The organism is Flavobacterium rarum (SeqCode), from assembly GCF_965234445.1.
In the GTDB taxonomy this organism is placed as follows: Bacteria; Bacteroidota; Bacteroidia; order Flavobacteriales; family Flavobacteriaceae; genus Flavobacterium; species Flavobacterium rarum.
Window position 1 is genome coordinate 278978 of sequence record NZ_OZ248490.1, and the last position, 15689, is coordinate 294666.

17 protein-coding genes are annotated in these 15689 nt (G+C 31.7%); 6 read left to right on the forward strand and 11 right to left on the reverse strand.

The annotated features are described in order from the left end of the window. The first annotated feature begins 391 nt into the window (after positions 1-391). Positions 392-595, forward strand: coding sequence for a hypothetical protein (locus tag AC8GF4_RS09395; RefSeq protein WP_506594165.1), 204 nt, complete (start codon positions 392-394; stop codon positions 593-595). Next, positions 588-1139 carry a DUF8465 domain-containing protein gene (locus AC8GF4_RS09400; RefSeq protein WP_506594167.1) on the forward strand — a complete coding sequence of 184 codons (552 nt, stop codon included), beginning with the start codon at positions 588-590 and terminating at the stop codon, positions 1137-1139. Before AC8GF4_RS09395 ends, AC8GF4_RS09400 begins: the two co-directional genes overlap by 8 nt. Positions 1140-1277: 138 nt before the next feature. Here AC8GF4_RS09400 and AC8GF4_RS09405 read toward each other — a convergent pair whose 3' ends face one another. Beyond that, positions 1278-2231 (reverse strand): hypothetical protein, encoded by a 954-nt coding sequence (locus AC8GF4_RS09405; RefSeq protein WP_506594169.1) that lies wholly within the window; start codon positions 2229-2231, stop codon positions 1278-1280. An 808-nt stretch (positions 2232-3039) separates the two neighbouring features. On the opposite strand from AC8GF4_RS09405, the gene AC8GF4_RS09410 reads away from it, so the two are divergent. The 4 genes from AC8GF4_RS09410 to AC8GF4_RS09425 all read left to right on the forward strand — a co-directional run bounded on the left by AC8GF4_RS09410 (position 3040) and on the right by AC8GF4_RS09425 (position 5798). Further along, positions 3040-3963: an EamA family transporter gene (locus tag AC8GF4_RS09410; protein ID WP_506594171.1), complete on the forward strand. Its 924-nt coding sequence runs from the start codon at positions 3040-3042 to the stop codon at positions 3961-3963. Between the two features lie 3 nt (positions 3964-3966). Further along, positions 3967-5088 carry a cysteine desulfurase family protein gene (locus tag AC8GF4_RS09415; RefSeq protein ID WP_506594172.1) on the forward strand — a complete coding sequence of 374 codons (1122 nt, stop codon included), beginning with the start codon at positions 3967-3969 and terminating at the stop codon, positions 5086-5088. Between the two features lie 172 nt (positions 5089-5260). Further along, positions 5261-5512, forward strand: a complete 252-nt coding sequence (locus AC8GF4_RS09420) for a type II toxin-antitoxin system ParD family antitoxin (protein WP_506594174.1) — start codon at positions 5261-5263, stop codon at positions 5510-5512. Continuing rightward, positions 5505-5798 carry a type II toxin-antitoxin system RelE/ParE family toxin gene (locus tag AC8GF4_RS09425; protein ID WP_506594176.1) on the forward strand — a complete coding sequence of 98 codons (294 nt, stop codon included), beginning with the start codon at positions 5505-5507 and terminating at the stop codon, positions 5796-5798. Before AC8GF4_RS09420 ends, AC8GF4_RS09425 begins: the two co-directional genes overlap by 8 nt. A 336-nt stretch (positions 5799-6134) precedes the next feature. On the opposite strand, the gene AC8GF4_RS09430 is transcribed toward AC8GF4_RS09425, so the two are convergent. The 10 genes from AC8GF4_RS09430 to AC8GF4_RS09475 form a co-directional block, all read right to left on the reverse strand. Then, positions 6135-6311, reverse strand: a complete 177-nt coding sequence (locus AC8GF4_RS09430; protein ID WP_506594178.1) for a hypothetical protein — start codon at positions 6309-6311, stop codon at positions 6135-6137. A gap of 232 nt (positions 6312-6543) precedes the next feature. Then, positions 6544-7515: an MlaD family protein gene (locus AC8GF4_RS09435; RefSeq protein ID WP_506594180.1), complete on the reverse strand. Its 972-nt coding sequence runs from the start codon at positions 7513-7515 to the stop codon at positions 6544-6546. Positions 7516-7715: 200 nt separating this feature from the next. After that, on the reverse strand, positions 7716-8474 hold the full coding sequence (locus AC8GF4_RS09440) for an ABC transporter ATP-binding protein (protein ID WP_506594182.1): 759 nt from the start codon (positions 8472-8474) through the stop codon (positions 7716-7718). Beyond that, complete coding sequence (locus tag AC8GF4_RS09445) at positions 8464-9246, reverse strand: MlaE family ABC transporter permease (protein ID WP_506594184.1); 783 nt, start codon at positions 9244-9246, stop codon at positions 8464-8466. Before AC8GF4_RS09445 ends, AC8GF4_RS09440 begins: the two co-directional genes overlap by 11 nt. Positions 9247-9482: 236 nt before the next feature. Then, positions 9483-9992 (reverse strand): lactoylglutathione lyase family protein, encoded by a 510-nt coding sequence (locus AC8GF4_RS09450; RefSeq protein ID WP_506594186.1) that lies wholly within the window; start codon positions 9990-9992, stop codon positions 9483-9485. 125 nt (positions 9993-10117) lie between these two features. Continuing rightward, on the reverse strand, positions 10118-10912 hold the full coding sequence (locus tag AC8GF4_RS09455) for a copper resistance protein NlpE N-terminal domain-containing protein (protein ID WP_506594188.1): 795 nt from the start codon (positions 10910-10912) through the stop codon (positions 10118-10120). Between the two features lie 222 nt (positions 10913-11134). Next, entirely contained in the window at positions 11135-11557 is a 423-nt protein-coding gene (locus AC8GF4_RS09460; protein ID WP_506594190.1) for a hypothetical protein, read from the reverse strand. 40 nt (positions 11558-11597) lie between these two features. Continuing rightward, positions 11598-11891 (reverse strand): chaperone modulator CbpM, encoded by a 294-nt coding sequence (locus tag AC8GF4_RS09465; protein ID WP_506594192.1) that lies wholly within the window; start codon positions 11889-11891, stop codon positions 11598-11600. After that, positions 11888-12781 (reverse strand): DnaJ C-terminal domain-containing protein, encoded by an 894-nt coding sequence (locus tag AC8GF4_RS09470; RefSeq protein ID WP_506594194.1) that lies wholly within the window; start codon positions 12779-12781, stop codon positions 11888-11890. The genes AC8GF4_RS09465 and AC8GF4_RS09470 overlap by 4 nt, the downstream gene beginning before the upstream one ends. A 231-nt stretch (positions 12782-13012) precedes the next feature. Then, complete coding sequence (locus AC8GF4_RS09475) at positions 13013-15664, reverse strand: patatin-like phospholipase family protein (RefSeq protein WP_506594196.1); 2652 nt, start codon at positions 15662-15664, stop codon at positions 13013-13015. Between the last annotated feature and the right edge of the window lie 25 nt (positions 15665-15689).

The following is a 15689-nucleotide window of genomic DNA, read 5'->3' on the forward strand; positions in this document are numbered from 1 at the left end:
GACTTCTAATATTAATTCCATTTTATTTAATTTATTGGTTAGAATATACAATTTATTAAGGCATTTTAAAATATAAGAAAACGAAATAAATTTCGAAAAAATTCAATTTTAAACTGTCGATGCCAAAGTATAAAAAAACATAATTAAGCACAAATATAATCGATGAAATACACCTTAAATATTATAATTAAATAATTAATCTTACATAAAAATGAGATGTGTTTAAAAAAAACCTTTTTTTATTACTGTTTTATCATTTTATTAAGACAAAGTAGTTTTGCTGAAATTTTAAAGTTTTTATTGCATTATACTTTTAAATTTTATTCGAAAGAAGCATTTAACATCATAACACTTTTTATTTTCTCATCAATAAGCCAAAAGTTTAGTATTTTTGAACACTGAAAATGAAATGATGAAAAAATTTGTAATTCTGTTGATGGTTTTGGCCATAGGTGTTGCGTTGTATGAGCAAACGAGTACCAACAAAAATGTTTATATAATGGTAATTGCCATTGTTATTTTTATGATGGGAATGATGCGATTGAGTAGTAAGACTCCAAGTAAAAATCAAGATAAAGAAGATGTTAATGTTTAACAAAGGAGATAAAGTATCCGTTTTGGACGAAGCAGTTGATGGTGTAGTTTTGTCTGTAAAAGACAAAGTGGTTACTATAGAGACAGTGGATGGTTTTGTGATGAATTTTGCAGTTAATGAACTCATTAAAATAGGGGATTCTGGCAACTTATTGGATGCTATGAAAGGTATTAACATCAATGAAATCAACAAAGAAAAGGAGATTCCTAAACCTCGTAGTTTTGTAAAAGAAAAGAAAGACAAAAACGAATTACCGGTTCCAGAATTTGATTTGCATATCGAAAAATTGGTTCCAAACAAACGTGGAATGTCAAATTATGACATTTTGACTTTACAATCTGAAACAGCCAAACGACATATTGAATTTGCAATTAGAAATAGAATCCCCAAAATTGTCTTCATTCACGGTGTGGGTGAAGGGGTATTGAAATCGGAATTGGATTTCTTACTTGGTCGCTATGATAATATCATTTTTCAAGATGGCAACTACCAAAAATATGGTGCAGGTGCTACAGAAGTTTATTTTAAACAGAATAAGGTTTAATGTTAGAGGTTAGAGGTTAGAAGTTAGAAGTTAGAAATGTCGCTCACAACCCTTAACGCATAACGCATAATCCTTAACGCATAACGCATAACTCATAACCCTTAACTCATAACCCTTAACGCATAACCAACAACCTTTTTATGGTTTGATAGTTTGCAATTCCCCATATTTGTAACTATTTCCTAATTGAAAATTACTATTTCCTTTTTCAAGTGTTACATTTTTTAAAATAATAGTATGTACAAAACTATTAGGTGCATTTGTAGTAGTGGTAACTTCAATTGTACCCCCTACTTTACCTTTCCAAACTTGATTAACAGTTGGTAACAAAGGCGTTATTTTTTCACAAAAATATCCTTCTTGCACTACACTATTAAATAAAGTATAAGTCAACTTATTAGTATCAAGTCCAATTGTTCCAATTCTTGGAGAACCAATTAGAGTTACTTCATTAACAATTAAAGTTGGGTCAATTGCTAAAACTAACGATTCACTTTCATTGAATTCATAAACATCATTTTTGGTTGAACAAATCTTTAATACCTCATTAAAACTAAATGGAATTTTTGGTTCTAATGATTTAAAATAATCACCAAAAGCAAGATTTTCATACAATTGAGATGAGTCATCTGATTTTATAAATTTTATATTCTTGAAGATAATATTGTGATTATAACCTGAAATTCTAGAACTATTATTATTTTTATCGATTGTTTTGACTGCAGAGGTCGTAATTTGAATAGTTCCTTCAGAAGCCTTTAATTGTTTATTGATATTAGGAGTTGCTGGAGGAATCAAATCACAAACATTACCATCAGCTACTTTACCATCATAAAAATTGTAAACTACTTGATTAACTGTATTAATAGCTAACTCTGTTGGTTTCCCTACTTCGGTTGGATTGGTAGTAAAAGTATCTTCTGGTAGATTCAGAATTAATGCTTCTCCTACTTTTAGTTTATAAATTAGATTATTAGTAGTACAGCTTTTAGCAGTCACTTCTGTAAAATCAATAGTATCTACTACTAAATCACCATCATCACAGCCCGAAAAAGCCATTATACAAATCAAAATTCCTAAAAATCGTTTCATCCTTTTTTATTTTGAACAAAAATAGAATTTTTAATTTGTTTCTTAAACTTTACGAACCAAAAAGGTATTATTTAACATAGAACAGATTCTGATTATATAGTTTCTAAGTTGCAAAGACGCTAAGTTTAAAAATTGATAATTACTTACATACGCGAATCAAGGTTTCAAATGTGTCATTAAGCGCTAAATATTGGTAGAAAAATAATTTCAACTGCTTTTTTGTCCCATAGGACTAAACAATCTCTATTTATATCTAATAACAAACACAAATACTATATAGTCCAAAGGCCCATTCTAATTTGGAGAGCAATAGTAAAAAAAGCAACCGCTCCCGATATTTATCGGGACGCAGATTATTCCTTAAAAAAATAAAATTTTAAAGAAATTAATTCGCGCTAATTCCGCTGTAAGCGGCTAATTTATAGATTAATTTATATTTTAAATCTGCGAATCTGCGGCAAAACAACTCATACGTTTGTCTTGGGGAGTGAGTTTGGGTTGAGGATAAATAATTGGACTAAAATATATGTGTTTGGTATAATTATTTAAAAATGTATAGTCCCTACGGGACATAGAGAGCATTACAAATTTAATTTACTACCAATGTTTAGTGCCTAAGGGCACAAAAAATAGATTTTTAACTCTTGATTCGCGTTACATACTAAAAACTTATGGCGGCAACACATTTTAAATTCAGTCCCTTATGATTCTAGATGAAATCTTAGTAACTTATAGTCATAGCATCTCAGCACCTTAGGCTTAAAATCACTTAAGAATTCCTTATATTTGCATCGAATTTTACTTTTCGATGAAAAAATACAACTACTATTTTGCTGCTTTTTCTGCTTTTTTTATTTGGGGCTTTTTTAGCTTAGCTCTTAAACCTTTATCAAATTATCCGTCTCTGGACATCTTATTTTATAGAGTGTTTTTTAGTGTACTTACTATGACAGCCATAAATCTTGTTTTTAGAAGAAAAAACATTCGCAAAAACTGGAATGATTTTACTATTATGCCTTCAAAAAAGAAAAAAAGCATTCTAGTACTGACTTTGGTTGGAAGTATGATATTGGCATCCAATTGGTTTATTTTCATATACGTTGTCAATCATGTAAGTGTTAAGGCTGGTTCTCTAGCCTACTTGATTTGCCCTATTTTGACAACCGTTTTTGCGTTTTTTTTGTTGCACGAAAAATTAAGCAAATGGCAATGGTTAGCGGTTTCTATAAGCGTAATTAGCTGTGTTTTGTTGTCACTGAATCATTTTCAAGATATTTTTTACAGTTTGGTCGTTGCTTCTACTTATGCTTTGTATATGGTGAGTCAACGCAAGAATAGTGAAATTGATAAGTTTCTGGTTTTAAACATCCAATTGCTTTTTATGGCTTTGATTATTTTGCCTTTCTATCCAAAATATAGTGGAGCAATTCCAACGGAACCTATGTTTTATGCTTGTCTGTTTTGCATCGTAGTGTTTTTTACTATTATACCCCTATTCTTGAACCTTTATGCATTAAAAGGTATCAACTCATCAACTGTGGGTATTTTGATGTACATTAATCCTATCATCAATTTTTGCCTGGCTATTTTTTACTTTAAAGAACAAGTGAGTTTGCTTCAAATGGTTTCTTATTCCTTAATTTTGGTTTCCATTATTGTTTTTAACAAAAAAATAATCTTTGGAAACAAATACATATCCGAAACAATTGTTGAGGATTCAAAATCTAAATAAAAAATGAAAAAAGTATATCTCGATAATGCATCAACTACACAACTGCACCCAGAAGTAATTCTAGAAATGACCAAAATTTTGACCGAAGATTATGGTAACCCCTCCTCTACTCATAGTTTAGGCCGCAATGCCAAAAGCATTCTTGAACTTTCCAGAAAATCCATTGCCAAGCATTTGAATGCGACAGCTGCCGAGATTATTTTTACTTCTTGTGGTACTGAAGCCAACAACTGGATTCTCCGTTCTGCTGTAAAAGACTTGAAAGTAGCACGCATTATTACCAGTAAAATAGAACATCACGCCGTTTTGCATACCGCTTTGGCCTTACAAAATGAATTTGAAATTCAAGTTGATTTTGTAAAAGTAAAATCCAACGGGGCAATTGATTTAACTCATTTGGTTGAATTATTATCACAGGAAAAAAAGACTTTAGTTTCACTGATGCACGTCAATAATGAAACGGGAACTGTTCTTGATTTGAATAAAGTGAGTCAGATTTGCAAAGAACACAATACCCTATTCCATTCAGATACCGTTCAATCTATCGGGAAAACTGAAATAGATTTGCAAAAAACACCTATTGATTTTATAGTAGCAAGTGCACATAAATTTCATGGACCAAAAGGAGTTGGATTTGCTTTTGTTCGAAAAAATTCAGGATTACAACCCTTATTTTTTGGTGGAGAACAAGAAAAAGGGCAACGTCCAGGAACCGAAGCCATTCATCAAATCGCAGGAATGTCAAAGGCTTTAGAGCTTTCTTATTCCAATTTGGATAAAGACAGAAATTATATTTCAGAATTGAAAAATTATTTACTAGAACGTTTAAAAGTAGATTTTCCAGATTCAAAAATTAACGGAGAAAACACTTTTCACAACCTAGTAAACGTGATTTTACCTTTTACAGCAGACAAAACTTCGATGCTTTTATTCAATCTGGATATGAAAGGAATTGCAGTTTCCAGAGGAAGTGCTTGCCAATCTGGAAGCATTAGACCTTCACACGTTTTGGCCGAAATGCTAAATGACGAAGATCTAAAAAAACCCAGTTTGCGTATTTCTTTTAGTCATTTTAACACCAAAGAAGATATTGATTTATTAATGGAAGGTTTGAAAAGCATTTAGTTTTTCGTCCTACTATTCAGATATTTTTATCAAGAAAAAAAACAATATTGGCAAGGAGTCAAAATCTTACGAAGAAAAATTGACAAATACCAATGTTATGTGAGATTCAAAAAAAAAATACAGAATAATTTAAAAAGTTACCATTTTTTGGTAACTTAGCTAAAAAAAAATTATGGGACGAAATACTTCTATATCACTTGGTAATCATTTCGAAAGTTTTATCGAACACAGTGTAAATGATGGAAGATTCAATAACGCAAGTGAAGTTGTCAGAGCTGGTCTTCGTCTTTTAGAAGATGAAGAAAATAAAATTGTAGCTTTAAGAAAAGCGATTAATGATGGAATTGAAAGTGGACGTGCAGTGGATTTTGATGCTAAAAAACATCTTAACGTTTTAAAATCAAGAAAACCATCAAATGGCTAAATATTATTTAACAAATAAAGCTGTTGATGACTTAACTAAAATTTGGGATTATACAATCGAAACTTGGTCTGAAATGCAAGCTGAAAAGTATTATGATTTACTTATAGCATCATGTGATGATCTAGCAAATAATCCAGAACTTGGTAGAAACTATGATATAGTTACGAAAGGAATATTAGGTTTTAAATCAGGTGAACATATTATCTTCTACTCCATTTTATCAAAGAACGAAATAGAAATCGCAAGAATTCTTCATGGAATGATGGATTTAAAAAGTAGGCTATAAGGAACCTCACATAACAGCCACTACAACGGATTTGGGAATTGGGCTTAATGGAAAGATGGTTGTATATTTGGCATGATTTGCTTCGCCGGTTCGCTATCGATCGGGTGGCAAATCCGAAAATAGAACTTAATTTAGTCCCAAACCCGCTGTAGTGCCGGAACGTTGAACTTTGGCAAAGTTCTGAACTTTGACAAAGATCAAGATCATAAATAAAGCTAAATAGCAAACAATAAATCAGCCCTTTTTTATTTTTATCTCACGGGAATCTCCACCTCTTCAAAGAGGTCTTTGCCATCGGCATCTTCGCCTTTGTAAAACTTAAAAGTATATATTTCTTTACTCGTTACAAAAAAAATTTAACGAAGTATTGATGGAATTGTTTACCAATGTTTTGCAGTTTGGATCTTCAACAACCAAATTTTGAACAGCAGTAGTTCGAATATTAAAATCTTTATCAAAATAAATACCCGAAGAATTATAACAAGTAGAAGGTCTAAGGTATTTTAATTTCATAAGTCTTACCCAAGTCAAAAGTATCAGGAACATTATATGCAGCTACTGGGAGAATTTCATAATGATAAGAATAACCATCATCTTAACTGCATCCAACTATACCTGCAAGAATCAATAATATTAAAGCAATCTTTTTCATGTTTTTAATTTTAAAATGATTAATTGCTATAGACTACACCAAATCTGGGCCATTTTGAATTAGAAACATGAAAAGTAATAAATTAGGTATAAATCAATTCGCTTTCTTTTTTTCCTTTTCTTGTTTTTTGAAATAGCCCCGTAATAAAAAATTATGTTTCATTGCTTCAAGATCTTCATTTAGAAGAATAGTAGCTTTATTTAAATTGGTCATTGTAGAGTCAATTTTTTTTACCAAATTAGGGTCATTCGACAAATAATTGATAGCCCCTTCTCCATTTTTTATATTCGAAATAGTAGCGTTTAAGTTGGTAACTACTTTGTTTATCTCAAGACTGGATTGATCTAAATTGGCTACTATTGTTTTTACTTTTTGAGCAACAATTGGATCATTTAGCACCCCAATTACACTGTTTTTGTCGCCCAAAGTCAATACCATTTTGTTTAAATTTTCTACCGTTTCTGTCGTTCCTTTACTGGTCATTTTGAGGTAGTTCATGGTTTGTTTCAAATCGGATGCCATAAGTGTATCGTTTACCAATGTCCCCAAAGTTCCTTTTCCTTGAGTAATCTCCTTTGTAATTTTAAGTAAATCTGCAGTAAGCAAAGCAGCATTCTTATTGGTTACACTTAATGTATTAATAAGATCATCGGTTCGAATACGATCTGTGGATTGTAAGACATCACCAGGTTCAATATGTGGCAAATTGCCTTTTCCAGGAATAATATTTATAACCATACTTCCCACCAAACCATCCGATCCAATACTTGCCAGAGCATCTTTTTTTATATGTTGAAAAATAGAAGTATCCATTATTAAATCCACATTAATAGTTGTGTCATTAATCATTTCTATACTACGAACTGTGCCAATATTTATTCCAGAATACCGAACGTTATTGCCCAATTGCAATCCGTTTACATTATTAAAAACAGCAGTGATATGATTGGTACTTCCAAACATTTTTTGTTTGTTGCCTATAAAATAAACAACAAGTATAAAAAGTATCAATCCTGTGATGACAAAAAGGGCCAATTTTATTTTTTCTGAGGCTGTTTTTTCCATTTCTATTATAATTTAGTGACTTTTTTAGACTTTTAGATTATTAGACCTATAGACTGTTAGATTGTTAGACTATTAGATTGTTAGACTGTTGGGCTTTTAGATTTTTAGCCTTTTAGACTATTAGGTTTTTAGACTTTTAGAAACTTAAAATCTTAGAAACTCAGAAAATTAGAAACTTAGAAACTCATAACCTTAGAAACTCATTTAAAAAACGCTTGGACATTTGGATCTTTTGAATTTGACAAACTTTCAAAGGTTCCTTGGGCATAATTAATTCCGTCTATTAATAGTATCATTCTGTTTGATATCATTTTGGCACAATCTATATCATGTGTTATTATTAAAGAAGATGTATTGTATTTTATTTGTATGGACTTCATGAGCAATAAAATTTCTTTTGAGGTTATGGGATCCAAACCTGTTGTAGGTTCATCGTATAAAATGATTTTTGGTTTTAGAATTAAAGTTCTTGCCAAAGCAATTCTTCGTTTCATACCACCTGAAAGCTCATTTGGCATTAGATCAATCGTACTGGCAAGACCAACACTTTCTAATGCTTCCACAACCAAAGGAGTTGTATCTTTTATAATTCCAAATTTTTTAGTGTGCCTTCTTAAAGGAAATTCAAGATTCTCACGTACTGACATCGAATCATAAAGTGCACTTCCTTGAAAAAGAAAACCAACTTCAGTTCGGAGTTCGTCAAGAGCTTCCCGCGTAAGTGTTCTAATATTTTTTCCCATTACTTCAATACTACCATCATCAGCTTCTTCCAATCCAATCAAGCATTTTATCATCACCGATTTTCCCGAACCTGATTTTCCCATTATAACCAAATTCTCTCCTTGACTTAACTCCATATTAAAACCATCCAAAACATGGTTTGCACCAAAGCTTTTTTTCAAATCCTTAATTACAATAATTGGATTTGTATTGGGTTGATTACTATCAGACATCATAAAAAATATTAGAAACAAAAACAGCAACAAAATCAATTATAAAAAGTAACATCGATGAAAATACCACTGCAGAATTGGCAGCTAAACCCACTCCCGCGGTTCCTTTTTTGCAATAATACCCTTTAAAACAGCCCACCAAACCAATGGCAAAACCAAAAAAGAAAGTCTTAATAGTTGCTGGAATAACATCAAAAAATTCCAGATGATTAAAAACTTGCGTTATATACAACAAAAGCGAAACGTCCCCCTTTAAATTTTCGACCAAAAAAGATCCTAAGAGTGCAACAGCATCACCAAAAAAAACCAAAACGGGAAGCATTAAAGTAGTTGCCAATATTCGGGTAACCACCAAATATTTGAACGGATTTGTTCCAGAAACTTCCATTGCGTCTATTTGTTCCGTCACTCGCATCGAACCCAGTTCGGCTCCTATTCCAGATCCAATTCGACCCGCACAAATTAAGGCTGTAATAATAGGTCCAATTTCTCTAATGATAGAAACACTCACCATTGCTGGAATCCAAGAAACGGCACCAAACTGTTCCAAAGTAGGACGAGATTGTAAAGTAAAAACCAATCCGATAATAAAACCCGTTACTCCAACAAGAAACAGGGAACGGTTTCCCATATTATAACATTGTCTTAGAAATTCTTTAAATTCTAGAGGAGGCTTGAAAACTTCTTTAAAAAAACGGCCTGCAAAATCCGAAAGCTCTCCTATTTCAATTAGGAAACTTTTGAACGCTTCAATGATTCTAGAAATAGTATTCATTCCATTTTTGTGATTAATTTCTATTATTAATGGCACTCGTACTTTACGAATATTACATTAATTTTCTTTGTAATAGTTCAAAAATAATTCCTGCAAGCAAACAAACGTATCTTGGCTTGACATCAATTGGAATTTTGTACTTCAGAATTACCAATTTAATACTGAGCTTCCAAAAAAACACAACTTTTATTAAAGTCTAAAATGCTAATTCTATCAAACCGTTGTATGCAGTTTATCTATTTCTGATAAGCTCCTGAAGAATAGGTTAATTCGTAACTATGTGTGTAAATTTCAAAAATAATTCCGAATGGATCTTCTACATAAACCATTTTATAAGGTTTTTCGTTTGGGTAATATTCTCTTATTGGCATTCGCTGTTTGCCACCATTTTCAACTATTTTATTAGTTAAACCTTCGATATCTGGATCTTGAACGCAAAAATGGAATAAACCCGTATTAAAAGGTTTAAACTCTGGAGCACTTTTTTCCCCATTTGGAAAACAGAATAGCTCAATTCCTATCCCGTCTGATGTAGACATATGAGCAATTTCATATTCATCCCAATTTTCACCAAATACGTCAATACACATTTGCCCAATTGCTGTTTCTCTTTCTTTTTTAACAATAGATGGCATCATAATGACATACCATCCCATTACTTCATTGTAAAATTTAACGGCCTTTTCTATATTTGGCACTGATATTCCTATATGAGAAAACGCCCTTGGATACTTAATTTCTTTCATAATATTTTTTTTTAATGAGGTATAAAACAGTACATTTTTTTTTGATAAAAATTTAAAGAACTCAGATCATCCTTTGTCTGGATGGTTTTTTACAATTCCAACTTGACTACTATTTTGTTAAAAAATCATTTATGTTTTGCGGTTTTCACCGATTCAAATCTCGCCAATGGCATCATTCTTCCTTTGTTGAACGTCAGGTTTTTGTCATTTACAGAAAGATTATCAATATTGCTTAACACTTCTAAAAATTCTTGTTCTATATTACCATCTGGACAAGCCATCATTGTAGAAATTCCTGGTTTTATGCTAACTTGTAAACTGTTTTTTATAGTGTAATTGCTATTTATTTGGTTGCACCCTGCTTTTGCTTCAACAGTTCCGTTTTCAGAATGAAATATCACATAATGTGTTTCAGTATCTCCTACAACTGGTTTTCCATTGATTTCAATTAATTTCCAACGTTTGTTTTCTATAGCCGTATTTCCCATTTTTTTCAAAACATAAGCACCCCAATTTTCGCTTTTAATTTCGTTACCTGTAAGATCTAATTGTTTAATTTGATTTTCTTCTACTTTATACATTGTAGGTCTTGTGCCAGTTTTAATGTTTTGAAGTACAATTTTGTTGCCATTCCATTTGTATTTTCCGTTTATTACTTCGGGTTTATCGTTGGTTCCTAAATACAAAGTAGTTAAACTAAAATTGTTGCCTTTTTTTAATGCTAAAGTTGTTTCAATGCCATCGCAAGAAGCACAGGGAGTGATACCATTGTATTTTCCTTGCCAATCAAGATTTGCCATTGCCGAAGATTGGTTTTGGGTCTTAATAACTTTTTTCTTGCTTGTTTGCGCAAAACTTATTGTACTTACTATTAAAGCCAAAGCCAATAAAATTGTTGTTGTTCCATTTCTTTTTTTCATTTTTACCATAGTTTAAATTGTTACTATTTTTTTTGTATTTTAGGTTCTATAAAATCACATCAAACTTCCAAGCGTTTGTAGAATTTGAAATCAAGGAAGCTTTATTATTTTGATTAAATATTAAACTTTAAAAGTACACGACCATTTAAATTAAGTCTAAATCCCCAATCTTGTCAAAAAATTGTAGCCGTAATTATTAATTTTTAACTAAAACCATTTCTATTAATCTATCCTTTCAATCATATCAATTCTATTTTTTTTTGACTGGAGATTTGTTGAATATTGTATTTTAAGAGATCTGAAATTGGTTAAAACTCCAACTTTAAATGATTGAGTTGTGCCATCTGAAAGTCGAATTTTTCCTTCTGCTATCCTTATTCTTGATTTTCCAATTACACCAAAAAAGCTCTTACCAATGATCAATTTATCAAAAGTAAGCTGGACATTTTCTTTTGAAAGAAATGTGCACGTACTAATAACATCATCACGAGAGGTAGTTTTATCAAACTCAATTACAGTTTTTTCGATAGTAATACCATCCATTATACTAGTTGTTCGTTGAATTGTGTTTGGCAATCCCTTTGCAATCGGAATAAAAGAGGTCAATAAAATAAATAGAACGAGGGAGATAAATAGTTTTGTCATTGCTTATGTATTAATAGTTGCTGTTTTTTTTTAATTCCCGCTAACTTTCATATAACCGAAGTCTGTTTTGAGTTGCAATCAAATCTTTTTTCAGATTTTCAATTTTCTGCAAAAGATTAAAAACAACATCAATTCCTTCTGGATTCACTTCCAATTCGTGGTGCATTCGAATCATTTTTTCCAAGTTTTGCATTTGATTTTCTTGAACATAAGGAGATTGCTCCCTAATTTCAATTTCAATTAATCCTAAATCATGAAGATGAGTAAAGAAGGAAAGCTCTACTTGATAATGTGAGCTAACGGTTTTTAAGAGTATCAAGTTATCAGTTCTCATATCGTTTTAAACTTAGCAAGTTCTGTAAATAGTTCTTTTTCTTTTTCGGTAAGATTTGTAGGTATTGTAACTTGATAGGAAATGTATAAGTCGCCAAATTCGCCTTCTTTTTTATAAACAGGGAAGCCTTTACCTTTTAGTTTTACTTTGGTACCGTTTTGAGTTCCGGGTTTCACCGTCAATTTTACTTTTCCATCGAAAGTGTTGGCCGTAATTTCGCCTCCAAGTAGCGCTGTGTACAAATCCAAATCTACTGTTGAATATAAATTATGTTGATCCAATTTGAAATTGGTATGATTTTCGATATTGAAAGTTAGGTACAAATCCCCTTTTGGTCCTCCATTAGCACCTTCAGCACCTTGACCAGGAATCTTTATAACCTGACCATTTTCAACACCCGCAGGAATAGTTAACCGTATATTTTTTCCATTGATTGTCAAGGTGCGCTTGTGCGTAGTATAAACATCTTTTAGATCCAAATGCAATTCGGCATTAAAATCCTGTCCTTTAAAAGCGGCTGTTCGACCTCTGCCTCTTGAAGCACCTCCTCCAAACATCGATTCAAAAAAATCAGAATAGTCTCCTGCACCACCAAAACCACCTTGTTGACCTCCATCACTTTGATATTGTTGTTGTTGCTGTCTGGCTTTTTCATATTCCTCACCATGCTGCCAATTTTCACCATATTGATCGTATTTTTTACGATCCTCAGGATGACTCAAAACTTCATTGGCTTCATTGAGTTCTTGAAATTTTCTTTCGGCTTCTTTGTCGTTTGGATTTAAATCAGGATGGTATTTGCGTGCCAATTTTCGGTATGCTTTTTTTATATCGGCTTCCGAGGCGCTTTTATCAATCTCTAATGTTTTGTAATAGTCTATAAATGCCATATTACTCTAATTTAGATGTTTTTTGATTAAAAAATAAAACACAATCTCTTTACTATTATATACTCAAATTTAAGCATTTTTATGGACTAAAACTATGAATATCAAATTAAAACAGTAAATTATACAAATAAAAAAAAGCCCTGAATAAAGGCTTTTTATGAAAAATTATTTTTTTTATGAAAGGTTCTATCACAAATTTGTGCAAACATTTTTTACACCAACTAATCTTCATTATTTTATGTTACCCATTTTGTTGTACCAAGGGTTAAAAACTCCAATATAAATTCTAGAAAATACCCAACCAAAGGTTATCAATACAAGTAATACCGCTTTTTTCTTCACAACACTTTCTATATTGATGACTTTGGCTAAAAATTTAGATAGAAATCCAACCAAAAATACAATAAGAGTTATGCCTATAAAATTGTAGGTAATATCGATTTGTTGCCAAGGAGTTGGATTATTCCAATTCATTATTAAATATACGAGTAGAAAAAGCAATAGTAAACTACCAATCCCTAAAACGGAATAACTCAAACCTTTTGACATTCGAACAATCTTAAACGGCACAAAACTACTCACCTTCAATTGATCCACTAATTGTTTTTCTTTGGAAGGAATCGTACAACTTTCGGCCACTTTCAAGAAATTCCAATTCTCTTTTTTTATATTTATTGACGAACTTTCATGCATCATTTGTTGGTAGCCACTATACATTAAAGCATATCCTTCGAGATCATTAAAAGAATCCAAATCAGTTCGAACTTCGCTTAACCCTTTCTGAATTTTCTTCATCAATCCAAATTTCAGCAATGCATTTTCGTCCTCAATTTCTTTATCATAAATAATACTTCGGTTTACATCGGTACAATTTATCCAACTCACTGGCAATTGCGCCAATCCATTTTTTAAATGAACAATAGAAAGTTTATTTACTATTGAAGTGTATTTACGGGATTTTAAATCCAACAATTGAATTTCACGTAACCGTTCTTGTAATATAGTATCGACTCTAAAAAACAAAGACATTGCATTTGCGGTATGCACGGCATTGTCAGGCATTTGGGCACTGGCATCGCTTACAATAATTTCGTTGCATTCTTGTTCCAATATCGAAGCAATACCCTGATTGTCATGAACTCCTCCGTCTATTAATTCTAAATCAAAATTCTTGTACAACCCTTTTAAAACTAATGGCTGAAATAAAACAGGTACACAGGAAGATGCTGCTACAGCATACCCCAATCGAAATTTTTGATAGCCTTCGGGTGCATTTTCATAATACATCCTTCTTAATCTGGGTTTCACATCAAAATCATCCGAAATATATGTAGGCGGTTCCCCCATCCAAGAAGCGGTAAACTGCCAGTTATGCCCCGTATTTACTGATGTTGAATTCAAAATTAGTTGAGGTACTTTGTTGGATCTTTTCCAATTGTCTTCGTTTAATTTAAATTTTTGATCACCAAAAGGAGTAATAAACAAATCACTCATATATATTGGTTTTTCCTCCTTTGAATTTGAATTTTTATAAAAAAGTGGTTTATAAAAATACTCTTCGTACAATTCTCCCAATCGATGGGAACGCGAATACGATTCTCCCTTCCACATTTTGATATTGTCGGAGAAGCTCGTTAACAATCGCATTCTCAAGTTTTCTTGTACGGCTGTCAAAAATTCAGATTCAATTTCTTTTACAATTTGGATATAATCTTCTGGAACAATAGTTTCATCGGCTTTACTTTCATACAATTGTTTTATTTTTAAATAATAAAAAGCCCCAATAATAGAACCGCCTGACACACAGGAAATAACTTCAATATCCTTTAATTTATTTTTTTCGGCCAAAGCTGCCAATACACCAATATGAAACAAAGCGGCTCTAAAACCACCACCAGAAAGTCCTATTCCCAACTTATTGTGTTGCTTTGGCTTTGGATTCTTATCCGTTTTATTTTCTTCTAATTGAAGATTTAAGGCTACCAAGCATTCCTTTTGCAGATTTTCATCAATTTCATGCTTATAAAAAGGATCTTTGTTGGTTGATTTTTGATTTTTTTCTAAATTTTGATAGTGGGCTAAATTATAAAGCTGTTTGCTAAAGGATTTTATTTGCCAATTTTCAGCTTTGTCTTGAGTATAAAGTTTAATAAAATGAAATGCTTTTTTATACATTCGCAATCCAAAAAAAGCTTCAGCCAAAGCCACATAAAGTTTTTCTTTGGCATCGATTTCATCCTTAAAAGTTATTTCTTCGGAATCTATTAAGTATCCTTGAATAATCTCTCTACGAGTTGCTTGAGCTGTTTCAAAACGATCGAGAGTTTCACTGGTTATTTCTGAAGATTCAGAGAGTCGCTCCAAATTTTCTATTACAATTAATTCATTCAAATGCGCATAGTGTACAGCAGTATTAATGCAGTCAGTCTCGGTTTGAATGGATTTGTGGGTTTTGTTTTTCCATATCAAATACCCCTTTTTAAAATAAGCTCTTGATTGTAATAAATTATGAAACTGATGGTCAAACTTCCATTTACTTTTATAAATTTCACCTGCAATCCCGAGGGTTCTTGAATTTTTGGTATGTTCCAGATCACAAAAAGATTTGAGTACGTTGATGGCCTTATCAAATTTAAAATAAGAAGACAAAGTACTGTCTTTGTATATATTCTCGGCTAAATCCTGATACTTTGATAGTTTTATTTCGACACCCTGATCTTCATTGTCGCCAATTTTTTTTAATAAAATTTCGGTAGCATAACCATATTGTTCATACTGAGTTAAATTTTGATACAAATCATCAAAATTAATGGTATTTGATATGTCTTCACCTCTCAAATAATTTTTGGCAAATGCAATTGCCTTTTTTTTATCTTCAATCATTACTTTCACTAAAACGTATTGAATT

Coding starts and splice junctions, on each gene's coding strand:
- AC8GF4_RS09425 (WP_506594176.1), top strand. CDS start 5,505: ATGGCTAAATATTATTTAACAAATAAAGCTGTTGATGACTTAACTAAA.
- AC8GF4_RS09415 (WP_506594172.1), top strand. CDS start 3,967: ATGAAAAAAGTATATCTCGATAATGCATCAACTACACAACTGCACCCA.
- AC8GF4_RS09410 (WP_506594171.1), top strand. CDS start 3,040: ATGAAAAAATACAACTACTATTTTGCTGCTTTTTCTGCTTTTTTTATT.
- AC8GF4_RS09430 (WP_506594178.1), bottom strand. CDS start 6,311: ATGAAATTAAAATACCTTAGACCTTCTACTTGTTATAATTCTTCGGGT.
- AC8GF4_RS09435 (WP_506594180.1), bottom strand. CDS start 7,515: ATGGAAAAAACAGCCTCAGAAAAAATAAAATTGGCCCTTTTTGTCATC.
- AC8GF4_RS09460 (WP_506594190.1), bottom strand. CDS start 11,557: ATGACAAAACTATTTATCTCCCTCGTTCTATTTATTTTATTGACCTCT.
- AC8GF4_RS09470 (WP_506594194.1), bottom strand. CDS start 12,781: ATGGCATTTATAGACTATTACAAAACATTAGAGATTGATAAAAGCGCC.
- AC8GF4_RS09405 (WP_506594169.1), bottom strand. CDS start 2,231: ATGAAACGATTTTTAGGAATTTTGATTTGTATAATGGCTTTTTCGGGC.
- AC8GF4_RS09445 (WP_506594184.1), bottom strand. CDS start 9,246: ATGAATACTATTTCTAGAATCATTGAAGCGTTCAAAAGTTTCCTAATT.
- AC8GF4_RS09450 (WP_506594186.1), bottom strand. CDS start 9,992: ATGAAAGAAATTAAGTATCCAAGGGCGTTTTCTCATATAGGAATATCA.
- AC8GF4_RS09475 (WP_506594196.1), bottom strand. CDS start 15,664: ATGATTGAAGATAAAAAAAAGGCAATTGCATTTGCCAAAAATTATTTG.
- AC8GF4_RS09420 (WP_506594174.1), top strand. CDS start 5,261: ATGGGACGAAATACTTCTATATCACTTGGTAATCATTTCGAAAGTTTT.
- AC8GF4_RS09400 (WP_506594167.1), top strand. CDS start 588: ATGTTTAACAAAGGAGATAAAGTATCCGTTTTGGACGAAGCAGTTGAT.
- AC8GF4_RS09455 (WP_506594188.1), bottom strand. CDS start 10,912: ATGAAAAAAAGAAATGGAACAACAACAATTTTATTGGCTTTGGCTTTA.
- AC8GF4_RS09465 (WP_506594192.1), bottom strand. CDS start 11,891: ATGAGAACTGATAACTTGATACTCTTAAAAACCGTTAGCTCACATTAT.
- AC8GF4_RS09440 (WP_506594182.1), bottom strand. CDS start 8,474: ATGATGTCTGATAGTAATCAACCCAATACAAATCCAATTATTGTAATT.